Here is a 22,220-nt window from a genome sequence, read left to right as displayed (position 1 = left end):
ACCGACCGCGTGCTCAGGCGGGACGCCGCGGCGGCCGGGGCGGCACGACCTTCCCCGCGACGATCGCGTCCAGCGGCACCACGACGAGCGGCGGGACGGCGTCGGCAGGCCCGTGCCCGCGGTGGGGCGGAGCACTGCCTCCTGCGTCCTCGCGCAGCGTGAGCGCTGCGTCGTCGGTGGCCACGACGACCCCGATGACGTCGGTGAGGGTCTTCCCGTCGGCCGTGACCTCGGCGTCCTCGAGACGGCGGCGCACGACGACGCGGGTGCCCGGTGCCCAGGTCCGCCAGGGACCCTCGGCGGACGCGTGAGCAGGTCGTTCGTGCTCGGGGCTCATGTCACGTCCGTCCACTGGCTGGTCTGCGGTGGCCGACCACCGCCCGACCTGAGCGATACTAGACGTGCATGCCCTCCGAGACCGCGCGCGGTCGCCGTCGGGGGCACGTGCTCCCACGTGACCCGGCACCTCTCGCCGCCGCCAGGTCCGAACGCCGCCAGAAAGGTTCCCGGTCGTGACATACGTGATCGCCCAGCCGTGCGTCGACGTCAAGGACAAGGCGTGCATCGAGGAATGTCCTGTGGACTGCATCTACGAGGGCAAGCGGTCGCTGTACATCCACCCGGACGAGTGCGTCGACTGCGGCGCGTGCGAGCCCGTCTGCCCGGTCGAGGCCATCTACTACGAGGACGACGTCCCCACCGAGTGGAGCGACTACTACCGCGCGAACGTCGAGTTCTTCGACGACCTCGGCTCGCCCGGCGGTGCCGCGAAGATGGGTCTCGTCGAGAAGGACGACCCGATGATCGCGGCCCTCCCGCCGCAGGCCTGACCGGCCGGCGGGACATGGGCTTCGCCGACCTCTCCGGCCTCGCCTACCCCTGGGACACGCTCGCCCCGTACGTCGCGCGCGCGAAGTCCCACCCGCGCGGCCTCGTCGACCTGTCGATCGGCACGCCGGTCGACCCGACCCCGACGGTCGTGCGCGACGCGCTCGCCGCAGCGTCCGACGCGCACGGCTACCCGACGACGCACGGCACGCCCGCGCTGCGCGAGGCCGTGGCGGCGTGGTTCGCGCGCCGACGCGGAGTGGCGCACCTCGACCCTGAGGCGGTCCTCCCGACGGTGGGCAGCAAGGAGCTCGTCGGCCTCCTGCCGTCGCTCCTGCGCCTCGGCCCGGGCGACGTCGTCGTGCACCCCGAGACGGCGTACCCCACGTACGACGTCGGCGCCCGGCTCGCCGGCGCGACGCCGCTCGCGACCGACGACGTCGACGCGTGGGCCGGGCGTCGCGACGTCCGCCTCGTGTGGGTGAACTCCCCGAGCAACCCCACCGGGCGCGTGCTCGACGCCGCGCACCTCGCGCGCGTCGTCGCCGCCGCCCGCGAGATCGGCGCCGTCGTGGCGAGCGACGAGTGCTACGCCGAGCTCGCGTGGGCCGAGCCGTACGGGACCGCGGGTGTCCCGAGCCTGCTCGACCCCGCAGTGAGCGGCGGCTCCCACGACGGGCTCCTCGTCGCGTACTCCCTGTCCAAGCAGTCGAACGTCGCCGGGTACCGCGCCGCGTTCGTCGCGGGCGACGCCCGGCTCGTGGCCGACCTGCTCGCCACCCGCAAGCACCTGGGCATGATCGTGCCCGCCCCGGTGCAGGCGGCGATGGTCGCGGCGCTCACCGACGACGCGCACGTCGCGGCGCAGCGCGAGGTCTACGGGCGTCGTCGCGACGTCCTGCTCGCGGCCCTGCGGGACGCGGGGCTGGACGTCGACCACTCGGAGGCCGGCCTCTACCTCTGGTCGCGCCCGGAGTCCGGCCGGGACGAGCCGGTGGACAGCTGGCGCACCGTGTCGGCGCTCGCCGACCTCGGCATACTGGTCGGACCGGGATCGTTCTACGGGACCGCAGGCGCCGGGCACGTCCGGGTCGCGCTCACCGCGAGCGACGAACGCGTCCACGAGGCCGCTGCGCGACTCTCTGGAGCCCGCTCGTTGGTGTGATCCGCCTCACTCTCGGGTGGGGATCTCGTGACGGTTCAGGATTGGTCACGTGCGGGTGATGCGGGGTACGGTCGAGCGCGCGGCAACGGCGCGAGCAGCAGCAGGAAGGGAACCATGACCACCACACAGCAGGCGACGGTCCGCCTCCTCGTCGACGACCAGGCGCAGGACCTGCCCGTGGTCGCGGCGTCCGAAGGCAACGACGGCATCGTCGTGTCCTCGTTGCTCAAGTCGACCGGTCTCGTGACCGTCGACCCTGGCTTCATGAACACCGCGTCGTGCGAGTCGAGCGTCACGTACATCGACGGCGACGCCGGCATCCTGCGCTACCGCGGCTACCCCATCGAGCAGCTCGCCGAGCAGTCGAGCTTCCTCGAGGTCGCGTACCTCCTGATCCACGGCGAGCTGCCCGACACGCCGACCCTCGACGCGTTCGTCGAGCGCGTCAACCGCCACACCCTCGTGCACGAGGACTTCCGCACGTTCATGGGCACGTTCCCCCGGAACGCCCACCCGATGGCCGTCCTCTCCTCGGCCATCAACGCGCTGTCCACGTTCTACCCCGAGTCCCTCGACCCGTTCGACGACGAGACGGTCGAGCTCGCCACGGTCCTGCTCCTCGCGAAGACGCGCACCATCACGTCGTACCTGCACCGCCGCCGCGTCGGCGAGCCGCTGCTGTACCCCGACTACTCGCGCGGCTACGTGGACGACTTCCTGCGCATGACGTTCGCGACGCCGTACCAGCAGTACGAGGCCGACCCGGTCGTCGTCGACGCGCTCGACAAGCTCCTCATCCTCCACGCCGACCACGAGCAGAACTGCTCGACGTCGACCGTGCGCGTCGTCGGCTCGTCGCACGCCAACCTCTACGCGTCCGTCGCGGCGGGGGTCAACGCCCTCTCCGGCCCGCTGCACGGCGGCGCCAACGAGGCCGTCCTGTCGATGCTCGACAAGATCGCCAGCGCCGAGTACGACGTCGACACCTTCATGAAGAAGGTGAAGAACAAGGAGGACGGCGTCCGGCTCATGGGCTTCGGGCACCGCGTCTACAAGTCGTACGACCCGCGCGCGGCGATCGTCAAGAAGTCGGCCGACGCCGTGCTCTCCACCCTCGGCAAGCAGGACGAGCTGCTCGACATCGCTCGCGGGCTCGAGGAGATCGCACTCAACGACGACTACTTCGTCGAGCGCAAGCTCTACCCGAACGTCGACTTCTACACCGGCCTCATCTACAAGGCCATGGGCTTCTCCCCGGCCATGTTCACGCCGCTCTTCGCGCTCGGCCGCATGCCCGGCTGGATCGCGCAGTGGCGCGAGATGATGAAGGATCCCCAGACGAAGATCGGCCGCCCGCGCCAGGTCTACGTCGGCGCCACCGAGCGGGACTACGTCCCCGTCGCCGACCGCTGAGTCTCCTCCTCGCAGCACTCGGACGCCGCGTCGCCACCGTCGGGTGGGCGCGGCGTTCGTGCGTCGTGGTCGTGGTGCCGGGTCGGGGTGTGTGGGTCGGGCGTCGTGGTCGCCTCCGGGACGGGGTGGGGTGTGCGGCGCCGTTCTACCATCCGCAGGCTCGTTCCTCGCCTGCTCCCGCCAGACCCACCACGACCGGCGCCGCACACCCCACCCCCTCCCTCGTCCGGGCCGTCGCCTCGGCCGTCGCCCCGCCGTGCTCTGTCGCGTCGTCGCCGCGGCAGCGGGGTCTTGCCCTGCCACGGACAAGGGTGAGGTGGCCGCGGAGGGAGCGAGGGGTGCGCGCGCGGTCGTGGTGGGTCTGGCGGGAGCGCGCGAGGGACGAGCGCGCGGATGGTAGACCGCGCGCGCACCCCTCGGTCCCGACAACAAGCCCGACGCGACCGACCCAACCCGACCGACGCGATCCGACCGGTCCGACGGTCCAGCACACGCTGCAGCTCAGGCGGGGGCGGGCGTCGCGACGGTGAGGCGGACGGTGCCCGGGGTGGGCGGTGCGGCGTCGGCGGGGTCGACGGCGATCCACGTCGGCTCGGCGCGGGTCCAGCGGCGGTCGGCGACCTCGACCGTCTCGACGTTGGTCGCGTCGGCTGACGCGACCGCCCACTGGGCGACGGCCCACGCGGCGCGTTCCGGACCGCCGTCGCCGGCCGCCGTCGGGAGGGACGTGGCGTCGACGACGACGGTTCCCGCCGCGCCGTCGACGGGGGAGGCCGGGAGGGCGCCGAGGTCGCGGGTGACGCGGGCGGTGAGGAGGGCCGCCGGGTCGGCGCCCGCCGCGGGCAGCTCGCTGTCCGCGACCGTGGCGAGGTCGCACGTGAGGGTCGCGGGGGAGTGGCCCGTGAGTGCGGACGCCCACGCGCGCGAGCGGGGCTCGTGCTGGGCGTACGCGTCGGGGAAGCCGGAGCGCTGCACGGCCTGGGCCGCGACGGTGACCTCCATGTCCTCGTAGCCCTCGATCGTCGCGAGGACGTCGTAGAAGGCGTTCGTCGAGTAGACGGGGTCCATGATCTGCTCGATGCTGCCCCAGCCCTGCGACGGGCGCTGCTGGAACAGACCGATCGAGTCGCGGTCCCCGTAGTCGATGTTGACGAGGCGCGACTCCTGGAGCGCCGTCGCGATGCCGATGGTCCCGGCTCGCGCCGGGAACCCGCGGCGCAGGGCGGTCGCGGTGACGAGCGCGGCGTTGTCCGCCTGCACGGTCGACAGGTACCAGGTGCGGCCGTCGGCCGTGGCGGCGCAGCGCTCGGCGACGGGGGTGTCGTCGTCGAGGCGGTTGAGCGCGACGACGACACTCCCGACCGCGACCGCGGTCACCGTGAGGAGCGTGACCGCGGTGCGCAGCGGGCGCCGACGGCGCCCGGCGCGCACCGACGGCAGCGTCCGGGCGGTGCGGGGCGGGGACATCGGCGTCGGCTCGTCGGCTCGTCGGTTCGGAGGGCCGGGCTCAGTTGGCGTGCAGGGCCGCGTTGAGCTCGACGCCCGTCCCGGTGCGCGACACCGCCTCGACGCCCCCCGTGAGCGAGTTGCGGCGGAACAGCAGGCCGGAGCGACCGGCGAGCTCGCGCGCCTTGACCACGAGCGGCGCGCCCGTGTCGTCGGTCCGCCCGACCACGGTCACCTTCGTCCCCGCGGTGACGTACAGCCCGGACTCGACGACGCAGTCGTCCCCGAGCGGGATGCCGAGCCCCGCGTTCGCGCCGAGCAGCGAGCGGCGACCGACGGAGATCACCTCGCGCCCGCCGCCGGACAACGTGCCCATGATCGACGCGCCGCCCCCGACGTCGGACCCGTCGCCCACGACGACGCCCGCAGAGATGCGGCCCTCGACCATCGAGGCGCCGAGCGTGCCCGCGTTGAAGTTGACGAAGCCCTCGTGCATGACGGTCGTTCCGGGCGCGAGGTGGGCGCCGAGGCGGACGCGGTCGGCGTCGGCGATGCGCACGCCGGAGGGGACGACGTAGTCGACCATGCGGGGGAACTTGTCGACACCGAGGACCGTCACGGACAGGCCCGCGGCGCGCAGGCGCAGACGCGTCTCCTCGAAGTCGGTGGTGGAGCAGGGCCCGTGGTTCGTCCACACGACGTTGGCGAGGACCCCGAAGATCCCGTCGAGCACGAGCCCGTGCGGTTCGACGAGGCAGTGCGACAGCAGGTGCAGGCGCAGGTAGGCGTCAGCCGTGTCGGCGGGCGGGACGTCCAGGTCGATCTCGGTGCGCACGACGACGACCTCGACCCCACGGACCTCGTCGCGTTCCGCCAGCGTCGCCAGCGACGCGGGGACGCTCACGTCCTCGGGGGCCGTCCCGAGGGCGGGCGAGGGATACCAGACATCGAGCACGGTGCCGTCGGCGGCGACGGTCGCGAGGCCGAGGCCCCACGCCGCGCGCGTTCCGGGGGCGGCCGCGGCCGGGGAGGTCGCAGGGGTCGCAGAAGTCATGCGGACCAGCCTATCCGCCGCCGGTAGGGTGCTGGGGTGACCTCTCCCTCCGCCCTTCCCGCGGCGAGCCCGGGAACCCCGGCGGTCCCGGTGCCCCCCGTGCTCGACCTCGGCGGGGACCTCGTCGCGCTGTTCCGGGCGGTGTGCGACACGCCGTCGGTGAGCGGCGACGAGCGGGCGCTCGCCGACGCGGTCGAGGCGGCCCTGCGCGCGTACGACCACCTCGAGGTGGTCCGCGACGGCGACACGGTGGTGGCGCGCACGTCGCTGGGACGCGATCGTCGCGTCGTGATCGCCGGTCACCTGGACACGGTCCCGCTCACCGATCCGCCGAACCTTCCGACCCGCGTCGTCGAGGACGCCGACGGGGCCACGGTCTGGGGTCGCGGCACGGTCGACATGAAGGGCGGCGTGGCGGTCGCGCTCGCGCTCGCCGCGGAGCTCGTGGAGCCCGCGCAGGACGTCACGTGGATCTTCTACGACCACGAGGAGGTCGCGGCGGAGCTGAACGGGCTCGGGCGCCTCGTCCGGAACCGTCCCGACCTCGTCGCGGGCGACTTCGCCGTCCTCGGCGAGCCCACGTCCGCGGGGCTGGAGGGCGGCTGCAACGGCACGCTGCGCGCCGACGTGCGCGTCCCCGGGGTGGCCGCGCACTCCGCGCGCTCCTGGACGGGCTCCAACGCGATCCACGCCGCGCACGAGGTGCTCGACCGCCTCGCCGCGTACGTGCCCGCGGACGTCGAGGTCGACGGGCTCGTGTACCGCGAGGGCCTCAACGCCGTCGGCATCCGTGGTGGCATCGCGGGGAACGTCGTGCCGGACGAGTGCGTCGTGACGGTCAACTACCGCTTCGCGCCGTCGCGCACGGTCGACGACGCCGCGCGGCACGTCACGGACCTGTTCACCGGGTTCGAGGTCACCGTGACCGACGCGGCGCCCGGCGCCCGCCCGGGTCTCGACGACCCGCTCGCCGCGGACTTCGCGGCGAAGGTGCTCGCCGTGACGGGCGGCGCGCCCGGCCCGAAGTACGGCTGGACGGACGTCGCGCGCTTCGCGGAGCTCGGCGTCCCGGCCGTGAACTTCGGTCCGGGGGACCCGTTGCTCGCCCACAAGGACGACGAGCGGTGCACCGTCGCAGAGCTCGCCCTGTGCCGCGACGCGTTGCGTGCCTGGCTGACCGGCGACGACGCGGCATAGGCTCTTCGGCATGAGCGACACAACCGGTACGGACGAGCCTGCGGGCAGGCGCGCCGAGACGCCCCAGGACGGGTCCGACGAGGGCATGCCGCAGCGCGGCACGGGGTACCGCAAGGGCCCGGTCCTCCTGCGCGGCGACCAGATCCCGCAGCAGACGACGGACCAGCGGCTGCTCGACTCGAGCCAGAGCGCGGACTGGGTGCACTCGGACCCGTGGCGCGTGATGCGGATCCAGAGCGAGTTCGTCGAGGGCTTCGGTGCGCTCGCCGAGCTCGGCCCCGCCGTCTCCGTCTTCGGCTCCGCGCGGACCAAGCCGGACCACCCGGACTACGCGCTCGCCGAGGACGTCGGCCGCCGCCTGGTCGCGGAGGGCTTCGCCGTCATCACGGGCGGCGGGCCGGGGATCATGGAGGCGGCGAACAAGGGCGCCTACGAGGCCGGTGGCACGTCGGTCGGTCTCGGGATCGAGCTCCCGTTCGAGCAGGGCATGAACCCCTACGTGAACCTCGGCGTGAACTTCCGCTACTTCTTCGCGCGCAAGACCATGTTCGTCAAGTACGCCCAGGGGTTCGTCGTGCTGCCGGGCGGGTTCGGGACGTTCGACGAGCTGTTCGAGGCCCTGACGCTCGTCCAGACGCACAAGATCACCGAGTTTCCGCTCGCGCTGGTCGGCTCGGACTACTGGGGCGGTCTGCTCGAGTGGGCGCGTGGTGCCGCCGTCAACCGCGGCATGATCAGCGCCCAGGACGTCGACCTCGTGCACCTGTGCGACGACCCGGCCGAGGCCGTGGCCTACGTGTGCGAGCGCGGGGCGGAGCTGCGCGCCGAGGAGGTCGAGGCGGCGGCGGAGCTCGAGGCCGCGCAGCTGCGCGCCGCCGACGCCGGCTGACCGGCGTGGACCCGTCCCCGCTCGACGTGCCCCCGCTCGCGGTCCCGCCGCGCGGTGCGACGCTCGTCCTGCGCGGGCGGGAGCTGGACCGTCCTGCGGTGATGGCGATCGTCAACCGCACCGACGACTCGTTCTGGGCGGGCGCGCGCCAGCTCGACGACGGCGCGGCGCTAGCGGCCGTCGCGCGCGCGGCCGAGGAGGGCGCCGACATCCTCGACGTCGGCGGGGTGCGCGCCGGCGTCGGGCCCGAGGTCACGACCGCGGAGGAGATCCGGCGCGTCGTGCCCTTCGTCGCGCGGGTGCGCGAGGAGTTCCCGGACCTGCTCGTCAGCGTCGACACGTGGCGCGCGGAGGTCGCCCACGAGGCGGCGCTCGCGGGCGCCGACCTGGTCAACGACACGTGGGCGGGGCACGACCCGCGCCTGGTCGAGGTCGCGGGCGAGCACGGCGTCGGGGTCGTGTGCTCCCACACGGGCGGCGCGGCGCCACGGACCGACCCGTACCGGGTGGCCTACCCGGCCCGGCCGGGAGCGACCGACCCCCGTGACGGCGTCGTGCAGGACGTGGTGGCGACGGTGCGGGCCGCGGCCGAGCGGGCCGTGGCGTGCGGTGTCCCGCGGGCGTCGGTGCTCGTCGACCCGACGCACGACTTCGGCAAGAACACGTGGCACTCGCTGCACCTGCTGCGGCGCACCGAGGTGCTCGCCGGGCTCGGGTTCCCGCTCCTCATGGCGCTGTCGCGCAAGGACTTCGTGGGCGAGACCCTCGACCTGCCCGCCGACGAGCGCCTCGAGGGCACGCTCGCAGCGACCGCCGTCGCGGCGTGGCTCGGTGCCCGGGTGTTCCGTGCGCACGACGTCGCGGCGACGCGCCGGGTGCTGGACCTCGTCGCGGCCGTGCGCGACGAGGCGCCGCCCGCGAGAGCGCTGCGAGGGCTCACGTGACCGCTCCGGTGGACGAGCCCTCGGGGTCCGGGGGCCGTTCCGTGCGGCCGTCGCGCCCCGCGCGCCGCGCCCTGCGGCCGCGGACATGGCCGTGGTGGGTGCAGGCCCTCGCGGTGTACGGCCTCGCGCGCGCCGTGAGCGCGCTGATCCTCGTCGTCGTCTCGCGCGCCCAGGAGGAGAACCTCTGGACCGACGCGGCGCCGTCGTACCTGGCGTACGTGGGCCGGATGTGGGACTCGAGCTGGTACGAGCAGATCTACGCGTCGGGCTACCCCGACGTCCTGCCAGTGGGGGAGGACGGCGCGGTCGAGCAGAACGCGTGGGCCTTCTTCCCGCTCTTCCCGACGCTCGTGCGCGGCCTCGACGCGGTCACCGGGGCCGGCTGGGACGTCCTGGCGCCGACGCTCTCGCTCGCGTGCGGCGCGGGGGCCGTCGTCGTGATCCACCGGCTCGTCGCGACCGCGGGCGCGGCGGCCGTCGAGCGGCGGCCCGGCCTGCCGCTCGCGACCGTGCTGCTCGTGAGCGTCTTCCCGTCGAGCCCGGTGCTCCAGGTCGCCTACACGGAGGCTCTCGCCCTCCTGCTCGTCGCAGGGTCCCTGCTGCTCGTCGCGCGCCGCCGGTACGGGTGGGCGGCGCTCGTCGTCGTGCTCCTCGGGCTCACGCGCGCCGTCGCGCTGCCCATGGCGGCGGTCGTGGTCTGGCACGCGGTCGTCCGGTGGCGGCGTGGTGACCTGCGCCTGCCCGACGCCGCGCGCCTTGCCGGCCTCCTCGCCGTCGCCCTGGGCAGCGGGCTGCTGTGGCCGTGGGTGTGCGGGCTGGTCACGGGCACGCACCAGGGGTACTTCCGGACGCAGGAGGCGTGGCGCGGCGGGGCGGACGTCGTCCCGTTCGTGCCGTGGGTCGACGTGTCGCGCTGGCTGTTCGACGGTGCCGGGCCGTGGATCCTCGGACTGCTGCTCGTCGTGGTCGCGGCCCTGGTCCTCAACCCCGTCGCGGCACGGCTCGGCCCCGAGATGCACGCGTGGGCCGGGGCCTACCTCGCCTATCTCGTCGCGACGGTCCAGCCGGGGACCTCGCTCGTGCGGTTCCTCCTCCTCGCGTTCCCCCTCGGCGCCGTCACGGCCGGCTGGACCCGCTCGCGGGCGTGGCTCGCCGCGGTGTGCGTCGTGTTCGTCGCCGGCCAGGCGTGGTGGGTCTGGGAGCTGTGGCGCCTCGTCCCGCCGTCGGGCTGGCCGCCGTGACGCCCTGGGCGTCGGTCGAGGTGAACTAGACTGTCCTGCGGGCGTCGTCGGAGGTCGGACGCGCGTCCGGGGTGCGCGGTGGCGTACGCCCGGACGTCGGTCGGACCCTGATGGGCGCCCCTCCCCGCGCACGCGGGGTGAACCCGGGACTACGGAATGGAGAGCCACCAATGGCTGCGATGAAGCCGCGGACGGGTGACGGCCCGCTGGAGGTCACCAAGGAAGGGCGAGGCATCGTCATGCGCGTCCCGCTCGAGGGTGGTGGGCGGCTCGTCGTGGAGCTCAACGCGACCGAGGCGAGCGAGCTCGGCGACGCGCTCCAGGCCGTGGTGGGCTGATTGGCGGCTCGTGACCGCGCCGTGACGTCCGCGGCCGGGATCCCGCGACCGCTGCCCGACGTGGTGGCGGTCCGGGGGACCGTGCGCGAGTCGCCGCTCCTCGTGGACGACGACGTCGCGGCGCTCGTCGTCGCGGTGGCTCCCGCCCGGGAGCCGGGGGACGGTCTGCAGCCCCGCGCGGGCACGGTCGACGCCGCCGTGCGGTACGGCGTCGACCTCGCGGAGCTGGCCGAGCGCTCGGGCGGTCCCTCGTTCGAGGGCCGGGCCGGCGACATCGTGCGCGTCGACCTGCCGCGTGCCCACGTGGGGTCGGCCGGACGGCTGCCGTGGGCCGGGCTGCCGACGCGGCTCGTCCTCCTGGGGGTCGGGTCCGGTGACGCCGCCGCGCTGCGCCGCGCCGGCGCGGCGCTCGCCCGCTCGGTCCGCGGGCTCGAGCGCGTCGTGAGCGCGGTGACGTCCGAGGCGGACCCGGACGGCGTGCGCGCGTTCGTCGAGGGCTACCTGCTCGCCGCCTACCGGCAGCCGCGTCGCACCGGGCCGGCGGCTCCCGCGGCGCCGGGACGGATCGCGGCGGACGGGACCGCCGCACGGCGCGGCGCGGAGGCGCCAGCCGAGCAGCTCGTGCTGCTCTCCGCCGCGACGAGCCACGACCCGGAGCCGGCGATCGAGGCCGCCCGGCGCGCCGCGCGCGCCACCTGGCTCGCCCGGGACCTCGCGAACACGCCGGCCGACGTCAAGGACCCGGCGTGGCTCGCGGAGCAGGCCCGCTCGATCGCGGAGGAGCACGGGCTGGACGTCCGGGTCCGCGGCGCGGGCGAGCTCGCGTCCGAGGGCTTCGGCGCGATCCTGGCCGTGGGCGCCGGCTCGGCGCGCGAGCCACGGCTCGTGACGGTGACGTACGACCCGCGCGACCACGGGGTCGACCCGGACGGCTCGGACGCGCCTCGTCACGTCGTGGTCGTCGGCAAGGGGATCACCTTCGACACGGGCGGCCTCTCGATCAAGCCGCGCGAGGCCATGGTGCCGATGAAGACCGACATGGCGGGAGCGGCGGTGGCGCTCGCCGTCGTGCTCGGCGCTGCGGAGACGCGCTCCGGGCGCCGGGTGACGGCGGTCCTGCCCCTCGCGGAGAACCACGTCGGCGCGGCCTCGTACCGGCCGGGGGACGTGCTGCGCACCTACTCCGGGCGCACGGTCGAGGTCGCGAACACCGACGCCGAGGGTCGGCTGGTCCTCGCGGACGCGCTCGCGTATGCGCTCGCCGAGCTCGCGCCGGACGTGCTCGTGGACGTCGCGACGCTCACCGGCGCCGCGACCCTCGGCCTCGGACGCGGCCACGGCGCGCTCTACGCGACCGACGACGCGCTCGCCGGCGCGATCGAGGATGCCGCGGCCGTCACCGGGGAGCGCGTGTGGCGCATGCCGCTCGTCGCGGACTACGCGCAGGCCTTGCGGTCCGAGGTCGCGGACCTGCGCCACGTCCCCCTCGAGAGCCCCGGGGGTGGGTCGATCACGGCCGCGCTGTTCCTGCGCGAGTTCGTCGGGGACCTGCCGTGGGCGCACCTCGACATCGCGGGACCGGCACGGGCGACGTCCGACCGCCACGAGGTCACCGAGGGCGCGACCGGCTACGGGGCACGGCTGCTCCTGGCAGCGCTGGACCGGCTCTGATTCGTTCGGGTCGTTCGGGTCGTTCGACCGGTGCTCAGCGGCGCACGGCGAGCAGGAGGCCGTCTCCGCTCGGCAGGAGCGCCGGGAGCACGCGGTCGTCGGCACGCAGCGTGCGCCCGACCTCGCGCACGATCGTGGTGACCTCGTCGCGTCGCGCCGGGTCGGCGACGCGGTCGTGGGCGAGGGCGCCGTCGACGGCCAGGACCCCGCCGGGCCGCAGCAGGCGCAGGCCCTGCTCGACGAACTCGGGGTAGCTGTGCTTGTCGGCCCCGACGAGGACGAGGTCGTACGCGCCGTCGGTGAGACGAGGCAGGACGTCGCTCGCCCGGCCGGGGATCGTCCGGGTGCGTGCCGGCGGCAGCCCTTCCTCGGCGAAGGCCTCCTTCGCGGCGCGCTGGTGCTCGACCTCGACGTCGATCGTCGTGAGGACGCCGTCCGCGGGCATGCCGCGCAGCAGCCAGAGCGACGCGACGCCCGTGCCCGTGCCGATCTCCACCACGGAACGTGCCCCGAGCGCTGCGGCGAGGACGCGCAGGACCGCCCCGGCGCCGGGCAGGATGGCCGGGCAGCCGAGCTCGGCGGCGCGGTCGCGGGCGCGCAGGAGGACCTCGTCCTCCGGGACGAAGTCCTCGGTGTACACCCAGCTGGCCGCCTTGGCGCTGCGGTTGGTGCCGACGTCGTTGCTGATCGAAGCCTCCGCGTGCTCGAGCCCTGCGTCCCCGCACCCGAGGGGCACGGGGTGGGCGCGGGACGGGCGCGGAGCGCGCCCTGCCTCGGATCGTACCCGCGATCGCCCACGAGGCCCGGGACGACGCCCCGTCCGGTGCCTGGTGCGCGCCAGGTGAGGTGCGGGGGACACGCCGGGACGCGCCGGGACGGGTCGGCGCGCGTGTGCACGTGGCGTGGACGTGCGGCGCGGGTCCGGTCGGGGAGCGGGAACACCGACCGGGCACCGGGCGTTCTTCTGGGACGATGGACGGTGTGAGCGACAGACGACCCACGACCCCGGCGAGCGGACCGGAGGGCGCGGCGGCGTGGGTGCCTCCGACCTGGGACGCCATCGTCCGCGAGCACTCGGCCCGCGTGTTCCGGCTCGCCTACCGCCTCACCGGGAACCGGCACGACGCCGAGGACCTCACCCAGGAGACGTTCGTCCGGGTGTTCCGCTCGCTGTCGAGCTACACGCCGGGAACGTTCGAGGGCTGGCTCCACCGGATCACCACGAACCTCTTCCTCGACCAGGTCCGCCGCAAGCAGCGCATCCGCATGGAGGCCATGGGCGACGACGACTCGCACTACCCGGCCCGCGGGGAGCTCGCCCAGCCCGAGCGGGGCTTCGAGCACGCGAACCTCGACCACGACGTCCAGCGCGCGCTCGACGCCCTGAGCCCCGAGTACCGCGCGGCCGTCGTGCTGTGCGACATCGAGGGGCTGTCCTACGAGGAGATCGCGCTGACGCTCGGGATCAAGCTCGGGACGGTCCGCTCCCGGATCCACCGGGCACGCGCGCAGCTGCGGGCGGCGCTCCCGCACCGCGACCCGCACGACCGGCCGGAGTCCTCCGCCCCCGACGAGCGGGCCGTGCGCACCGCCCAGGAGGTGGCGTGACGTCCCACCTGGGCTCGCGGCTCTCCGCGCTCGTCGACGGCCAGCTCTCCCCGGCCGAGTCCGAGCGTGCCCTCGGCCACGTCGCCGGGTGCACCCGGTGCGCCGACGAGCTCGCCGCAGCCCGGGCCGCGCGTCGTGCGCTGAGCGCCGCCGCCCCCGTCGAGCCGGCGCCCGACCTCACCGCGCGCCTGCTCGCCCTGTCGGCCCAGATCCCCCCGAGCGACCAGGACCCGCTGCGTCGCGCCCCGGTGGCCGCCGACCCCTGGGCGCAGCGCCCGGTCCTGCCGGCCGGCGCATGGAGCGGCGAGCTGCGGGGCGGGGTGCTCCGTCGGCGGGTCGCGATGGTGCTCGCCGGGGGCGCCGGGGTCGTGGCCGTCGGCCTGTTCGCCCTCGGCGAGAGCCCGGTCGTCACCCCGGAGCTGCACCGGTCCGACCCCCTGACGGTGCTGGCGCAGGCCGCCCCGCGCATCACCGCGGCAGGGACGGGCCCGGTGTCCGCCGGCGCCGACACGGGTCTGTCCTCGCTCGCGGCCCGCGGCTGGGCCGGGCCCACCGAGCTCCCGGACGGCGTCACGGTGGCCGCCGTGCGTGAGGACGCGGCCCGCCAGGTCCTCGAGATCGACCTCGCCACCCCGACGGGCGAGGTCGTCGTCCGTGAGCAGGTCGGTCTCCTCGACGAGGCGGCGCTCGCCGGCCTGGACACCTGGGACGTCGACGGTCGCCGCGTGCACGTGCTGTCCGAGGAACCGTGGCACCTGGTCTGGCAGTCCGGCGACACGGTGATCGACGTCGTCGCGGACACCGAGGACGAGGTGCTGGCCGATCTCGTGGCGGCGTTCCCCGCCCGCGACTACGATGCCGGGGTCCCGGCGCGCATCTCCCGGGGCTGGACGACCATGACAGGAGCGCTCGGCACCTCATGACCGAACCCGCTGCATCCTGGCCCGGCGGGGACGCCCCGCAGCGTCCGGACGAGCCGTCGCAGGCACCAGAGGCACAGGCACCGCAGGCACCACAGGCACCGCACAACCCGTTCGCGCCGCCGTCGGCGTACCGGTCGGTCGCCCGCGTCGCGCCCACCGCGGTCCCGGTGCCTCCGCCTCCGTCCCGGACGGACACGTCCGCGCCCGGGGCGCGCGGTCCCGCCGCGCCCGGTCCGGAGCCCGCGGGTGCCCCCGCACCGGACCCGTGGGACCCGTTGCGCTCGTTCGGCGAACCCTCGGCGTCCTCGCCGGTGGGCGGCCGTCCCGATGCCGGCCGGCCGTCGGTGGACCCGACGCTCGTCGCGCCGCCCGTCGTCGCGGGACGGCGACGGCGGCTCGGCACGGGGAGCGTCGTGAGCCTCGTCGTGCTGGCGCTCGTCGCAGGAGCGCTCGGCGGGGTGGCGGCGGACCGCCTCCTCGACGGACCCTCGCAGCGCGGGGTGATCACGCTGCCCGCGGCCAGCGTCGAGGCGGACGTGGAGCGCCCGCCCGGCTCCGTGGCGGACATCGCCGCGACCGTGCTGCCCAGCGTCGTCTCGCTCCAGGTGCGCGGCGGTGACGGCGTCGCGACGGGGTCCGGCTTCGTGCTCACGGAGGACGGGTACATCCTCACGAACAACCACGTCGTCGCCGGGGCCGCGGAGGGCGGAGAGGTCGTCGTGCTCTTCGCCGACGGTCATCAGAGCACGGCAGAGCTGGTGGGTCGGACGGTCGAGTACGACCTCGCGGTCGTCAAGGTCGAGGACTCCGGCCTGACGCCGCTCGCGCTGGGGGACTCGGACGGCGTGGTCGTCGGAGACCCGGTCGTCGCGGTCGGTGCTCCGCTCGGGCTCAACGGCACCGTCACGACGGGCATCGTGAGCGCGTTGAACCGGCCCGTCCAGGCGGGCGAGTCGGCCCAGACGGCGTTCATCAACGCCATCCAGACGGACGCGGCGATCAACCCCGGCAACTCCGGGGGGCCGCTCGTCAACGGCCAGGGCGAGGTCGTCGGGATCAACTCGGCCATCGCGCAGCCCCCGGGGGCCATGGCGGCGACGGGGAGCATCGGTCTGGGCTTCGCGATCCCGTCCAACCAGGCGCGGCGGACCGCGGAGCAGCTCATCGCCGACGGCGTCGCGACGTACCCGGTCATCGGGGTGCTGCTCGACCAGCGGTACCAGGGCGAGGGCGTCCAGGTCTCCACCGACGCCCAGCAGGGCCAGCAGGCGGTGACGCCCGACGGCCCCGCGGACGCCGCGGGGATCCGCCCCGGCGACGTCATCCTGTCGATCGACGGGCGCCCCGTCACGGAGTCCGACGAGCTCATCGTCGCGATCCGCGCGAAGGCCCCGAGGGACGCCGTGACGCTGCGGGTGCGGGCGGACGGGCAGGAGCGCGACGTGCGCGTCGTCCTCGACGAGGCGACGAGCGAGTAGTCTGACGCCGTGTTCGGGATCAACGGAGCCGAGTTCGTCGTGCTCCTCGTCGTCGCGGTGATCATCATCGGTCCCGAACGGCTGCCCCGGTACGCCGAGCAGCTCGGCGGGTTCGTGCGCTCGGCACGCGGCTACCTGCGGGACGCCAAGGCCCGGGTCGACGCCGAGATCGGCGAGGAGATCGGCGACGTCGACTGGTCGAAGCTGGACCCGCGCCAGTACGACCCGCGCCGTATCGTGCGCGAGGCGCTGCTCGACGACGACCCGGTCCCGACACGCGTCCAGCCGCCGCCTCCGCCTGCGCCGACGGCACCGGTGGGGCCCGCACCGTTCGACGACGAGGCGACCTGACCGCGGTCGGGCGCGAATTCGGTCGGCGCCCGTCGACCTGTCAGAATGGGCAAATGTCCATCGAGGTGACCGAGACCGGAACGGCACGGACGACGGCGAGGACCGCGTCGTCGCAGACCGGGACGAAACCGCCGGGGACCGCTCCCCGGATCCTGTCCGGGATGCAGCCCACCGAGGACTCGCTCCAGCTCGGCAACTACATCGGCGCGCTGACGCAGTGGGTCGCGCTGCAGGACTCCTACGACGCGCTGTACTGCGTCGTCGACCTCCACGCCCTCACGGTGAACCCGGACCCGGCGCGGCTGCGCGAGCGCACGCGCCGCACTGCGGCCCAGTACCTCGCCGGCGGCGTCGACCCGGACCGCTCCGCGCTGTTCGTCCAGTCGCACGTCCCGCAGCACGCGGAGCTGTCGTGGGTGCTCTCGTGCCAGACGGGCTTCGGCGAGGCCGGGCGGATGACGCAGTTCAAGGACAAGTCCGCGAAGCAGGGCGCCGAGGGCACGACGGTCGGGCTCTTCACCTACCCGGTGCTGATGGCGGCGGACATCCTCCTGTACGACGCGGCGCTCGTGCCCGTCGGCGAGGACCAGCGCCAGCACCTCGAGCTCGCCCGCAACCTCGCGGAGCGCCTCAACGCGCGGTTCGGCGACGGCACCGCGGTGGTCCCCGAGCCCCACATCGTGCGGTCGGTCGCGAAGATCTACGACCTCCAGGAGCCGACCGCGAAGATGAGCAAGTCCTCGTCGAACGGCAAGGGCGTCATCTGGCTGCTCGAGGACCCGAAGGTCGCGGCCAAGCGCATCCGGTCGGCCGCGACGGACTCCGAGAACGAGATCCGCTACGACCCGGCCGCCAAGCCGGGCGTGTCCAACCTCCTGACGATCTTCTCGGCGCTCACCGGCCGCGACGTCGAGGCGATCGCCGCCGAGTACGACGGCCGCGGGTACGGGCACCTCAAGGTGGACCTGGCCGACGTCGTCGTCGAGTTCCTCACGCCGTTCCAGGAGCGGGCGAACACGTACCTCGCGGACCCGGCCGAGCTCGACGCGGTCCTCGCGCGCGGCGCGCAGAAGGCTCGCGAGATCGCCGCGGGGACGCTCGCACGGGTCTACGACCGGGTCGGCCTCGTCCCCGCCGGGGGGACGACCGCGTGAACCTCCCGGAACGCGGGCCCTCGCAGGTGCGGGTCGGCATCGCGATCGAGGTCCCCGCGCCGTTCGGCCCCGAGCTGCAGGCGGCACGGGCACGGTTCGGGGATCCTCTCGCCGCGCTGATCCCCCCGCACGTCACGCTCCTGGGACCGACGGTGCTCGACCCGGAACAGCTCGACGGCGTCGCCGAGCACCTCGCTCGCGTCGCGGCCGGGGCGGCGCCGTTCCGGATCCACCTGCGGGGGAGCGCGACCTTCCGCCCGGTCTCACCGGTCGTGTTCGTCCAGGTCGTCGAGGGCATCGCCGAGTGCGAGCACCTGGAGAGCGTCGTGCGCAGCGGACCTCTCGAGCAGGAGCTGCGCTTCAACTACCACCCGCACGTCACGGTGGCGCACGAGGTGGACGACCTGGCCCTCGACCGCGCGTTCGACGAGATGGCGGCCTACGAGGCGCGGTTCGCGGTGGACGGCTTCCACCTCTACGAGCACGGTGACGACGCCGTGTGGCGGCCTCGGCAGCTCTTCCACCTGACCGGGGATGCCCGGCCCGCGGACCCCTCGTAGTCTCAGGGCGTGACCACGCAGGACCGCCCCGCGCCGACGACGATCCAGCGTGTCGCGGCCCGTGCGACGGCCCTCGAGGAGTGGTGGAAGGACAGCCGTCCCGGTCGCGCGACGTACCGCTACCTCTACTCCCGCGGCGCTCTGCTGTGCGGCGGCATCGCGTACTCCGCGCTGTTCTCGCTCTTCGCGGCGCTCACGATCGGGTACACGATCTTCATGCAGGTCCTCGGCGGACGCCAGGAGCTCATGGACGCGGTCTTCGCGTGGATCAACGACCTCGTCCCCGGGCTCATCGCGGTCGACGGGAAGCCGGGGGCGATCGACCCCGACGACCTGCTGTTCGACTCGGGCCTGAGCGTGACGAGCGTCGTCGCCGGGGTCGTCCTGCTCTTCTCCGCGGTCTCGTTCATGTACCACCTGCGGGGAGCGGTGCGCACGATGTTCGGCGTGAGCGACGTGGGGCAGAGCCCGGTGCTCGCCCGCGTGCGCGCCTTCCTCGGCTTCGTCCTCCTCGCCGTCCTGATCCTCGTGTCGGCCACGGCGGCGGTCGCCGTCACGACGCTCGGCAACCACCTCATGGCGGCGCTCGGCCTCTCGGGAGGCGCCGCCGTGCTCGTGTCCGTCGCCGGCGTGCTCGTGAGCCTGCTGATCGACGCGGTCGTCGTCGTGCTCGTCGTCGTGCTGCTGGCGGGCGTGGACGTGCGGCGGCGCGACCTCGTCGTCGGCTCGCTCACGGCTGCCACGGCCTTCGGGGGCCTGCGCTACCTCGGGTCGTCGTTCGTCGCGGGCAGCGCGAGCCGCAACGCCCTGCTCGCGTCGTTCGCCGTCCTCGTGACCCTGTTGCTGCTCGTGAACTTCATGGCCCGGATCCTGCTCGCGGTGTGCGCCTGGATGGCCGACCCGCCGCGCGTCCCCGAGCCGGAGCCGGGCGGTCCTCGTCACGCCCGCGACGGCCGCCCCGAGCTCCCGGTGCTCGACGGCGCCACGACGGCCGCGGGCCGCCACGTCCGCACGGACAGCGCGGCCGTGCCGGAGGATCAGGTCCGCGCGGGCCACGGCCGGGGCAGGCCCTGGAGCCCCGTCGTCCGCGGCGTCCGCAAGGGCCGCCTCGCCCGCGACACCTGAGCCGTCGCGCGGGACCTCTGCCGCATCGCACGCTCAGCGGTGAGCGATGTCGCCGACGGCCGCTGTCGAGCGGACCGTCCGCACGAGGTGGGACGACGAAGGGGTGGGGGTGCTGCTGCCCGTTCGTGGTGGGTCTGGCAGGCGACGCGAGGAACGAGCGTCGCGGGTAGACCGGGCAGCAGCACCCCCACCCCGTGCCAGGGTGAGACGCGTGCAGCGGGAGCCGGCTCAGAAGGCGCGCGTGATCATCGCGCGCTTGACCTCCTGGATCGCCTTCGTGACCTCGATGCCGCGCGGGCACGCCTCGGTGCAGTTGAAGGTCGTGCGGCAGCGCCACACGCCCTCCTTGTCGTTGAGGATCTCGAGGCGCTGCGTGGCGCCCTCGTCGCGGCTGTCGAAGATGAACCGGTGCGCGTTGACGATCGCGGCCGGGCCGAAGTACTGGCCGTCCGTCCAGAACACGGGGCACGACGAGGTGCACGCGGCGCACAGGATGCACTTCGTGGTGTCGTCGAAGCGCTCGCGCTGCTCGGCGGACTGCAGGCGCTCCTTGCTCGGCTCGTTCCCCGACGTGATGAGGAACGGCATGATCTCGCGGTAGGAGGCGAAGAACGGCTCCATGTCGACGACGAGATCCTTGACCACGGGCAGGCCCTTGATGGGCTCGACCGTGATGGGCTTGTCGGGGTTGACGTCCTTGAGGAGCGTCTTGCACGCGAGGCGGTTGCGGCCGTTGATGCGCACCGCGTCGGAGCCGCACACGCCGTGCGCGCACGAGCGGCGGAAGGTGAGCGAGCCGTCGTGCTCCCACTTGATCTTGTGCAGCGCGTCGAGCACGCGGTCGGTGCCGTGCGCGAGGACGGTGAACTCGTCCCAGTACGCCTCGTCGCCGTGCGCGGACTCGGGCGAGTAGCGGCGGATCCGGAGCGTGACCTCGAACGAGGGGATCTCCCCGGCCTTGGCCTCGGACGCGGCCGGGCTCTCGAGTGTGGCAGTCATCAGTACTTCCGCTCCATGGGCTCGTACCGGGTCTGGGTGACGGGCTTCGAGCCCAGGACGACCTTGTAGCCGTCGAACGCCTCGACGTGGTCGAAGTAGTCGGCGACGTGTCCGTCCGCCGTGTCACCGGCGGACGTGGGACGGCGGTACGCCATCGTGTGCAGCATGTAGTTGGCGTCGTCCCGGTTCGGGTAGTCCTCGCGGTAGTGGCCGCCGCGCGACTCCTTGCGGTTGATGGCCGCGACGACGGTGACCTCGGCGATGTCGAGCAGGAAGCCGAGCTCGATGGCCTCGAGCAGGTCGGTGTTGAACATCCGGCCCTTGTCCTGCACGGAGACGTTCTTGTACCGCTTCTGCAGGTCGCGGATGTCGGCCAGCGCCTGGTCGAGCGACTCGCCCGTCCGGAACACCTGGGCGTTCGCGTCCATCGTCTCCTGGAGGGCCTTGCGGACCTCGGCGACCCGCTCGCCGTCGGGACGGTTGCGCATCTCCTCGAGCTGCGCGATGACGGCCGCGGCGGGGTTCTCGGGAAGCTCGGAGTACTGCGCGGTGGCCGCGTAGGCGGCGGCCGTGCGCCCGGCGCGCTTGCCGAAGACGTTGATGTCGAGCAGCGAGTTGGTGCCGAGGCGGTTCGAGCCGTGGACGCTCACGCACGCGACCTCACCGGCGGCGTACAGGCCCTTGACGACGTGGCTGCTGTCGTGGAGCACCTCGGCGTCGACGTTCGTCGGGATGCCGCCCATCGCGTAGTGCGCGGTGGGGTAGACCGGCACGGGCTCCGTGTACGGCTCGATGCCGAGGTAGGTCCGCGCGAACTCGGTGATGTCCGGGAGCTTCGCATCGATGTGCGCGGGCTCGAGGTGGGTGAGGTCGAGCAGGACGTAGTCCTTGTTCGGCCCGGCACCGCGGCCCTCGCGGACCTCGTTCGCCATCGAGCGGGCGACGATGTCGCGCGGCGCGAGATCCTTGATCGTCGGGGCGTACCGCTCCATGAAGCGCTCGCCGTCGGAGTTGCGCAGGATGCCGCCCTCGCCGCGCGCGGCCTCCGACAGCAGGATGCCGAGCCCCGCGAGACCCGTCGGGTGGAACTGGAAGAACTCCATGTCCTCGAGCGGCAGGCCGCGCCGGTAGGCGAGGGCCATGCCGTCGCCCGTGAGCGTGTGGGCGTTGGAGGTCGTCTTGAAGATCTTGCCCGCGCCGCCGGTCGCGAAGATGATCGCCTTCGCCTGGAAGACGTGGATCTCGCCGGTCGCGAGGTCGTAGGCGACGACGCCGGTCGCGGTGACCGTCTCGCCGTCGGGTACCTCGCTGGCCGCCAGGTCGTGGTCGGTGATGAGGTCGAGCACGTAGAACTCGTTGAAGAACTCGACGTCCTGCTTGACGCACTGCTGGTAGAGCGTCTGGAGGATCATGTGCCCGGTGCGGTCCGCGGCGTAGCACGAGCGGCGGACCGCGGCCTCGCCGTGGTTGCGCGTGTGCCCGCCGAAGCGGCGCTGGTCGATGCGGCCCTCGGGCGTGCGGTTGAACGGCAGGCCCATGCGCTCGAGGTCGAGGACCGCGTCGATGGCCTCCTTCGCCATGATCTCCGCGGCGTCCTGGTCGACGAGGTAGTCGCCGCCCTTGACCGTGTCGAACGTGTGCCACTCCCAGTTGTCCTCCTCGACGTTCGCGAGCGCGGCGCACATGCCGCCCTGCGCCGCGCCCGTGTGGGAGCGCGTCGGGTAGAGCTTGGAGATGACGGCGGTGCGGACCTTGCCGGACGACTCCAGCGCCGCGCGCATCCCGGCGCCGCCGGCGCCGACGATGACGACGTCGTACTGATGGGTTTGCATCGGT

General features: G+C 73.9%; 22 protein-coding genes. 16 read left to right on the top strand and 6 right to left on the bottom strand.

Annotated elements, in window-relative coordinates; genetic code table 11:
* Window positions 1-13: 13 nt before the first annotated feature.
* Window positions 14-337, bottom strand: a complete 324-nt coding sequence (locus AC4H2G_RS14160; RefSeq protein WP_494366360.1) for a hypothetical protein — start codon at window positions 335-337, stop codon at window positions 14-16.
* A 175-nt stretch (window positions 338-512) separates the two neighbouring features.
* On the opposite strand from AC4H2G_RS14160, the gene fdxA reads away from it, so the two are divergent.
* The 3 genes from fdxA to AC4H2G_RS14145 all read left to right on the top strand — a co-directional run bounded on the left by fdxA (window position 513) and on the right by AC4H2G_RS14145 (window position 3,406).
* The gene (fdxA, locus tag AC4H2G_RS14155; protein WP_251153245.1) at window positions 513-830 is read left to right on the top strand and encodes a ferredoxin; all 318 of its coding nucleotides are present in this window, start codon (window positions 513-515) and stop codon (window positions 828-830) included.
* A gap of 14 nt (window positions 831-844) precedes the next feature.
* Window positions 845-1,993: a succinyldiaminopimelate transaminase gene (gene dapC, locus AC4H2G_RS14150; protein WP_494366359.1), complete on the top strand. Its 1,149-nt coding sequence runs from the start codon at window positions 845-847 to the stop codon at window positions 1,991-1,993.
* Window positions 1,994-2,107: 114 nt separating this feature from the next.
* Window positions 2,108-3,406 carry a citrate synthase gene (locus AC4H2G_RS14145; RefSeq protein WP_494366358.1) on the top strand — a complete coding sequence of 433 codons (1,299 nt, stop codon included), beginning with the start codon at window positions 2,108-2,110 and terminating at the stop codon, window positions 3,404-3,406.
* Between the two features lie 501 nt (window positions 3,407-3,907).
* On the opposite strand, the gene AC4H2G_RS14140 is transcribed toward AC4H2G_RS14145, so the two are convergent.
* On the bottom strand, window positions 3,908-4,873 hold the full coding sequence (locus AC4H2G_RS14140; protein WP_494366357.1) for a hypothetical protein: 966 nt from the start codon (window positions 4,871-4,873) through the stop codon (window positions 3,908-3,910).
* A gap of 40 nt (window positions 4,874-4,913) precedes the next feature.
* A complete protein-coding gene (gene dapD, locus AC4H2G_RS14135) occupies window positions 4,914-5,906 on the bottom strand; it encodes a 2,3,4,5-tetrahydropyridine-2,6-dicarboxylate N-succinyltransferase (RefSeq protein ID WP_494366356.1) in 993 nt (330 codons plus the stop codon).
* A gap of 36 nt (window positions 5,907-5,942) precedes the next feature.
* On the opposite strand from dapD, the gene dapE reads away from it, so the two are divergent.
* The 6 genes from dapE to AC4H2G_RS14105 all read left to right on the top strand — a co-directional run bounded on the left by dapE (window position 5,943) and on the right by AC4H2G_RS14105 (window position 12,186).
* Window positions 5,943-7,103, top strand: a complete 1,161-nt coding sequence (gene dapE / locus AC4H2G_RS14130; protein ID WP_494366355.1) for a succinyl-diaminopimelate desuccinylase — start codon at window positions 5,943-5,945, stop codon at window positions 7,101-7,103.
* Between the two features lie 85 nt (window positions 7,104-7,188).
* A complete protein-coding gene (locus AC4H2G_RS14125; RefSeq protein WP_494366464.1) occupies window positions 7,189-7,992 on the top strand; it encodes an LOG family protein in 804 nt (267 codons plus the stop codon).
* Window positions 7,993-7,997: 5 nt separating this feature from the next.
* Window positions 7,998-8,936 (top strand): dihydropteroate synthase, encoded by a 939-nt coding sequence (gene folP, locus AC4H2G_RS14120; protein ID WP_494366354.1) that lies wholly within the window; start codon window positions 7,998-8,000, stop codon window positions 8,934-8,936.
* On the top strand, window positions 8,933-10,177 hold the full coding sequence (locus tag AC4H2G_RS14115; protein WP_494366353.1) for a hypothetical protein: 1,245 nt from the start codon (window positions 8,933-8,935) through the stop codon (window positions 10,175-10,177). The genes folP and AC4H2G_RS14115 overlap by 4 nt, the downstream gene beginning before the upstream one ends.
* A gap of 170 nt (window positions 10,178-10,347) precedes the next feature.
* A complete protein-coding gene (locus AC4H2G_RS14110) occupies window positions 10,348-10,515 on the top strand; it encodes a DUF3117 domain-containing protein (protein ID WP_069387794.1) in 168 nt (55 codons plus the stop codon).
* Window positions 10,516-12,186, top strand: coding sequence for a leucyl aminopeptidase family protein (locus tag AC4H2G_RS14105; protein ID WP_494366352.1), 1,671 nt, complete (start codon window positions 10,516-10,518; stop codon window positions 12,184-12,186).
* Between the two features lie 34 nt (window positions 12,187-12,220).
* On the opposite strand, the gene AC4H2G_RS14100 is transcribed toward AC4H2G_RS14105, so the two are convergent.
* Entirely contained in the window at window positions 12,221-12,874 is a 654-nt protein-coding gene (locus AC4H2G_RS14100) for an O-methyltransferase (protein WP_494366463.1), read from the bottom strand.
* A 293-nt stretch (window positions 12,875-13,167) separates the two neighbouring features.
* Here AC4H2G_RS14100 and sigE point away from each other — a divergent pair, with 293 nt between their 5' ends.
* The 7 genes from sigE to AC4H2G_RS14065 are packed head-to-tail and all read left to right on the top strand — an operon-like array spanning window position 13,168 to window position 19,385.
* A complete protein-coding gene (sigE, locus tag AC4H2G_RS14095) occupies window positions 13,168-13,794 on the top strand; it encodes an RNA polymerase sigma factor SigE (RefSeq protein WP_494366351.1) in 627 nt (208 codons plus the stop codon).
* Window positions 13,791-14,717 (top strand): zf-HC2 domain-containing protein, encoded by a 927-nt coding sequence (locus AC4H2G_RS14090; RefSeq protein WP_494366350.1) that lies wholly within the window; start codon window positions 13,791-13,793, stop codon window positions 14,715-14,717. The genes sigE and AC4H2G_RS14090 overlap by 4 nt, the downstream gene beginning before the upstream one ends.
* A complete protein-coding gene (locus AC4H2G_RS14085; protein WP_494366349.1) occupies window positions 14,714-16,195 on the top strand; it encodes a S1C family serine protease in 1,482 nt (493 codons plus the stop codon). Before AC4H2G_RS14090 ends, AC4H2G_RS14085 begins: the two co-directional genes overlap by 4 nt.
* Before the next feature lie 9 nt (window positions 16,196-16,204).
* Window positions 16,205-16,546: a twin-arginine translocase TatA/TatE family subunit gene (locus tag AC4H2G_RS14080; protein WP_494366348.1), complete on the top strand. Its 342-nt coding sequence runs from the start codon at window positions 16,205-16,207 to the stop codon at window positions 16,544-16,546.
* 53 nt (window positions 16,547-16,599) lie between these two features.
* On the top strand, window positions 16,600-17,700 hold the full coding sequence (gene trpS / locus AC4H2G_RS14075) for a tryptophan--tRNA ligase (RefSeq protein WP_494366347.1): 1,101 nt from the start codon (window positions 16,600-16,602) through the stop codon (window positions 17,698-17,700).
* The gene (locus AC4H2G_RS14070; RefSeq protein WP_494366346.1) at window positions 17,697-18,260 is read left to right on the top strand and encodes a 2'-5' RNA ligase family protein; all 564 of its coding nucleotides are present in this window, start codon (window positions 17,697-17,699) and stop codon (window positions 18,258-18,260) included. The genes trpS and AC4H2G_RS14070 overlap by 4 nt, the downstream gene beginning before the upstream one ends.
* Before the next feature lie 9 nt (window positions 18,261-18,269).
* Window positions 18,270-19,385, top strand: coding sequence for a YihY/virulence factor BrkB family protein (locus tag AC4H2G_RS14065; RefSeq protein WP_494366345.1), 1,116 nt, complete (start codon window positions 18,270-18,272; stop codon window positions 19,383-19,385).
* A gap of 228 nt (window positions 19,386-19,613) precedes the next feature.
* Here the strand turns inward: AC4H2G_RS14065 and AC4H2G_RS14060 are convergent, their stop codons facing one another.
* The gene (locus AC4H2G_RS14060) at window positions 19,614-20,384 is read right to left on the bottom strand and encodes a succinate dehydrogenase iron-sulfur subunit (RefSeq protein WP_494366344.1); all 771 of its coding nucleotides are present in this window, start codon (window positions 20,382-20,384) and stop codon (window positions 19,614-19,616) included.
* Complete coding sequence (gene sdhA / locus AC4H2G_RS14055; protein ID WP_494366343.1) at window positions 20,384-22,216, bottom strand: succinate dehydrogenase flavoprotein subunit; 1,833 nt, start codon at window positions 22,214-22,216, stop codon at window positions 20,384-20,386. Before sdhA ends, AC4H2G_RS14060 begins: the two co-directional genes overlap by 1 nt.
* Window positions 22,217-22,220 lie beyond the last annotated feature (4 nt).

The sequence above is a fragment of the Cellulosimicrobium sp. BMG9.23 genome (assembly GCF_059159985.1).
Note: the sequence above shows the minus strand (reverse complement) of the source record. Positions and strands in the feature narration are given on the sequence as shown.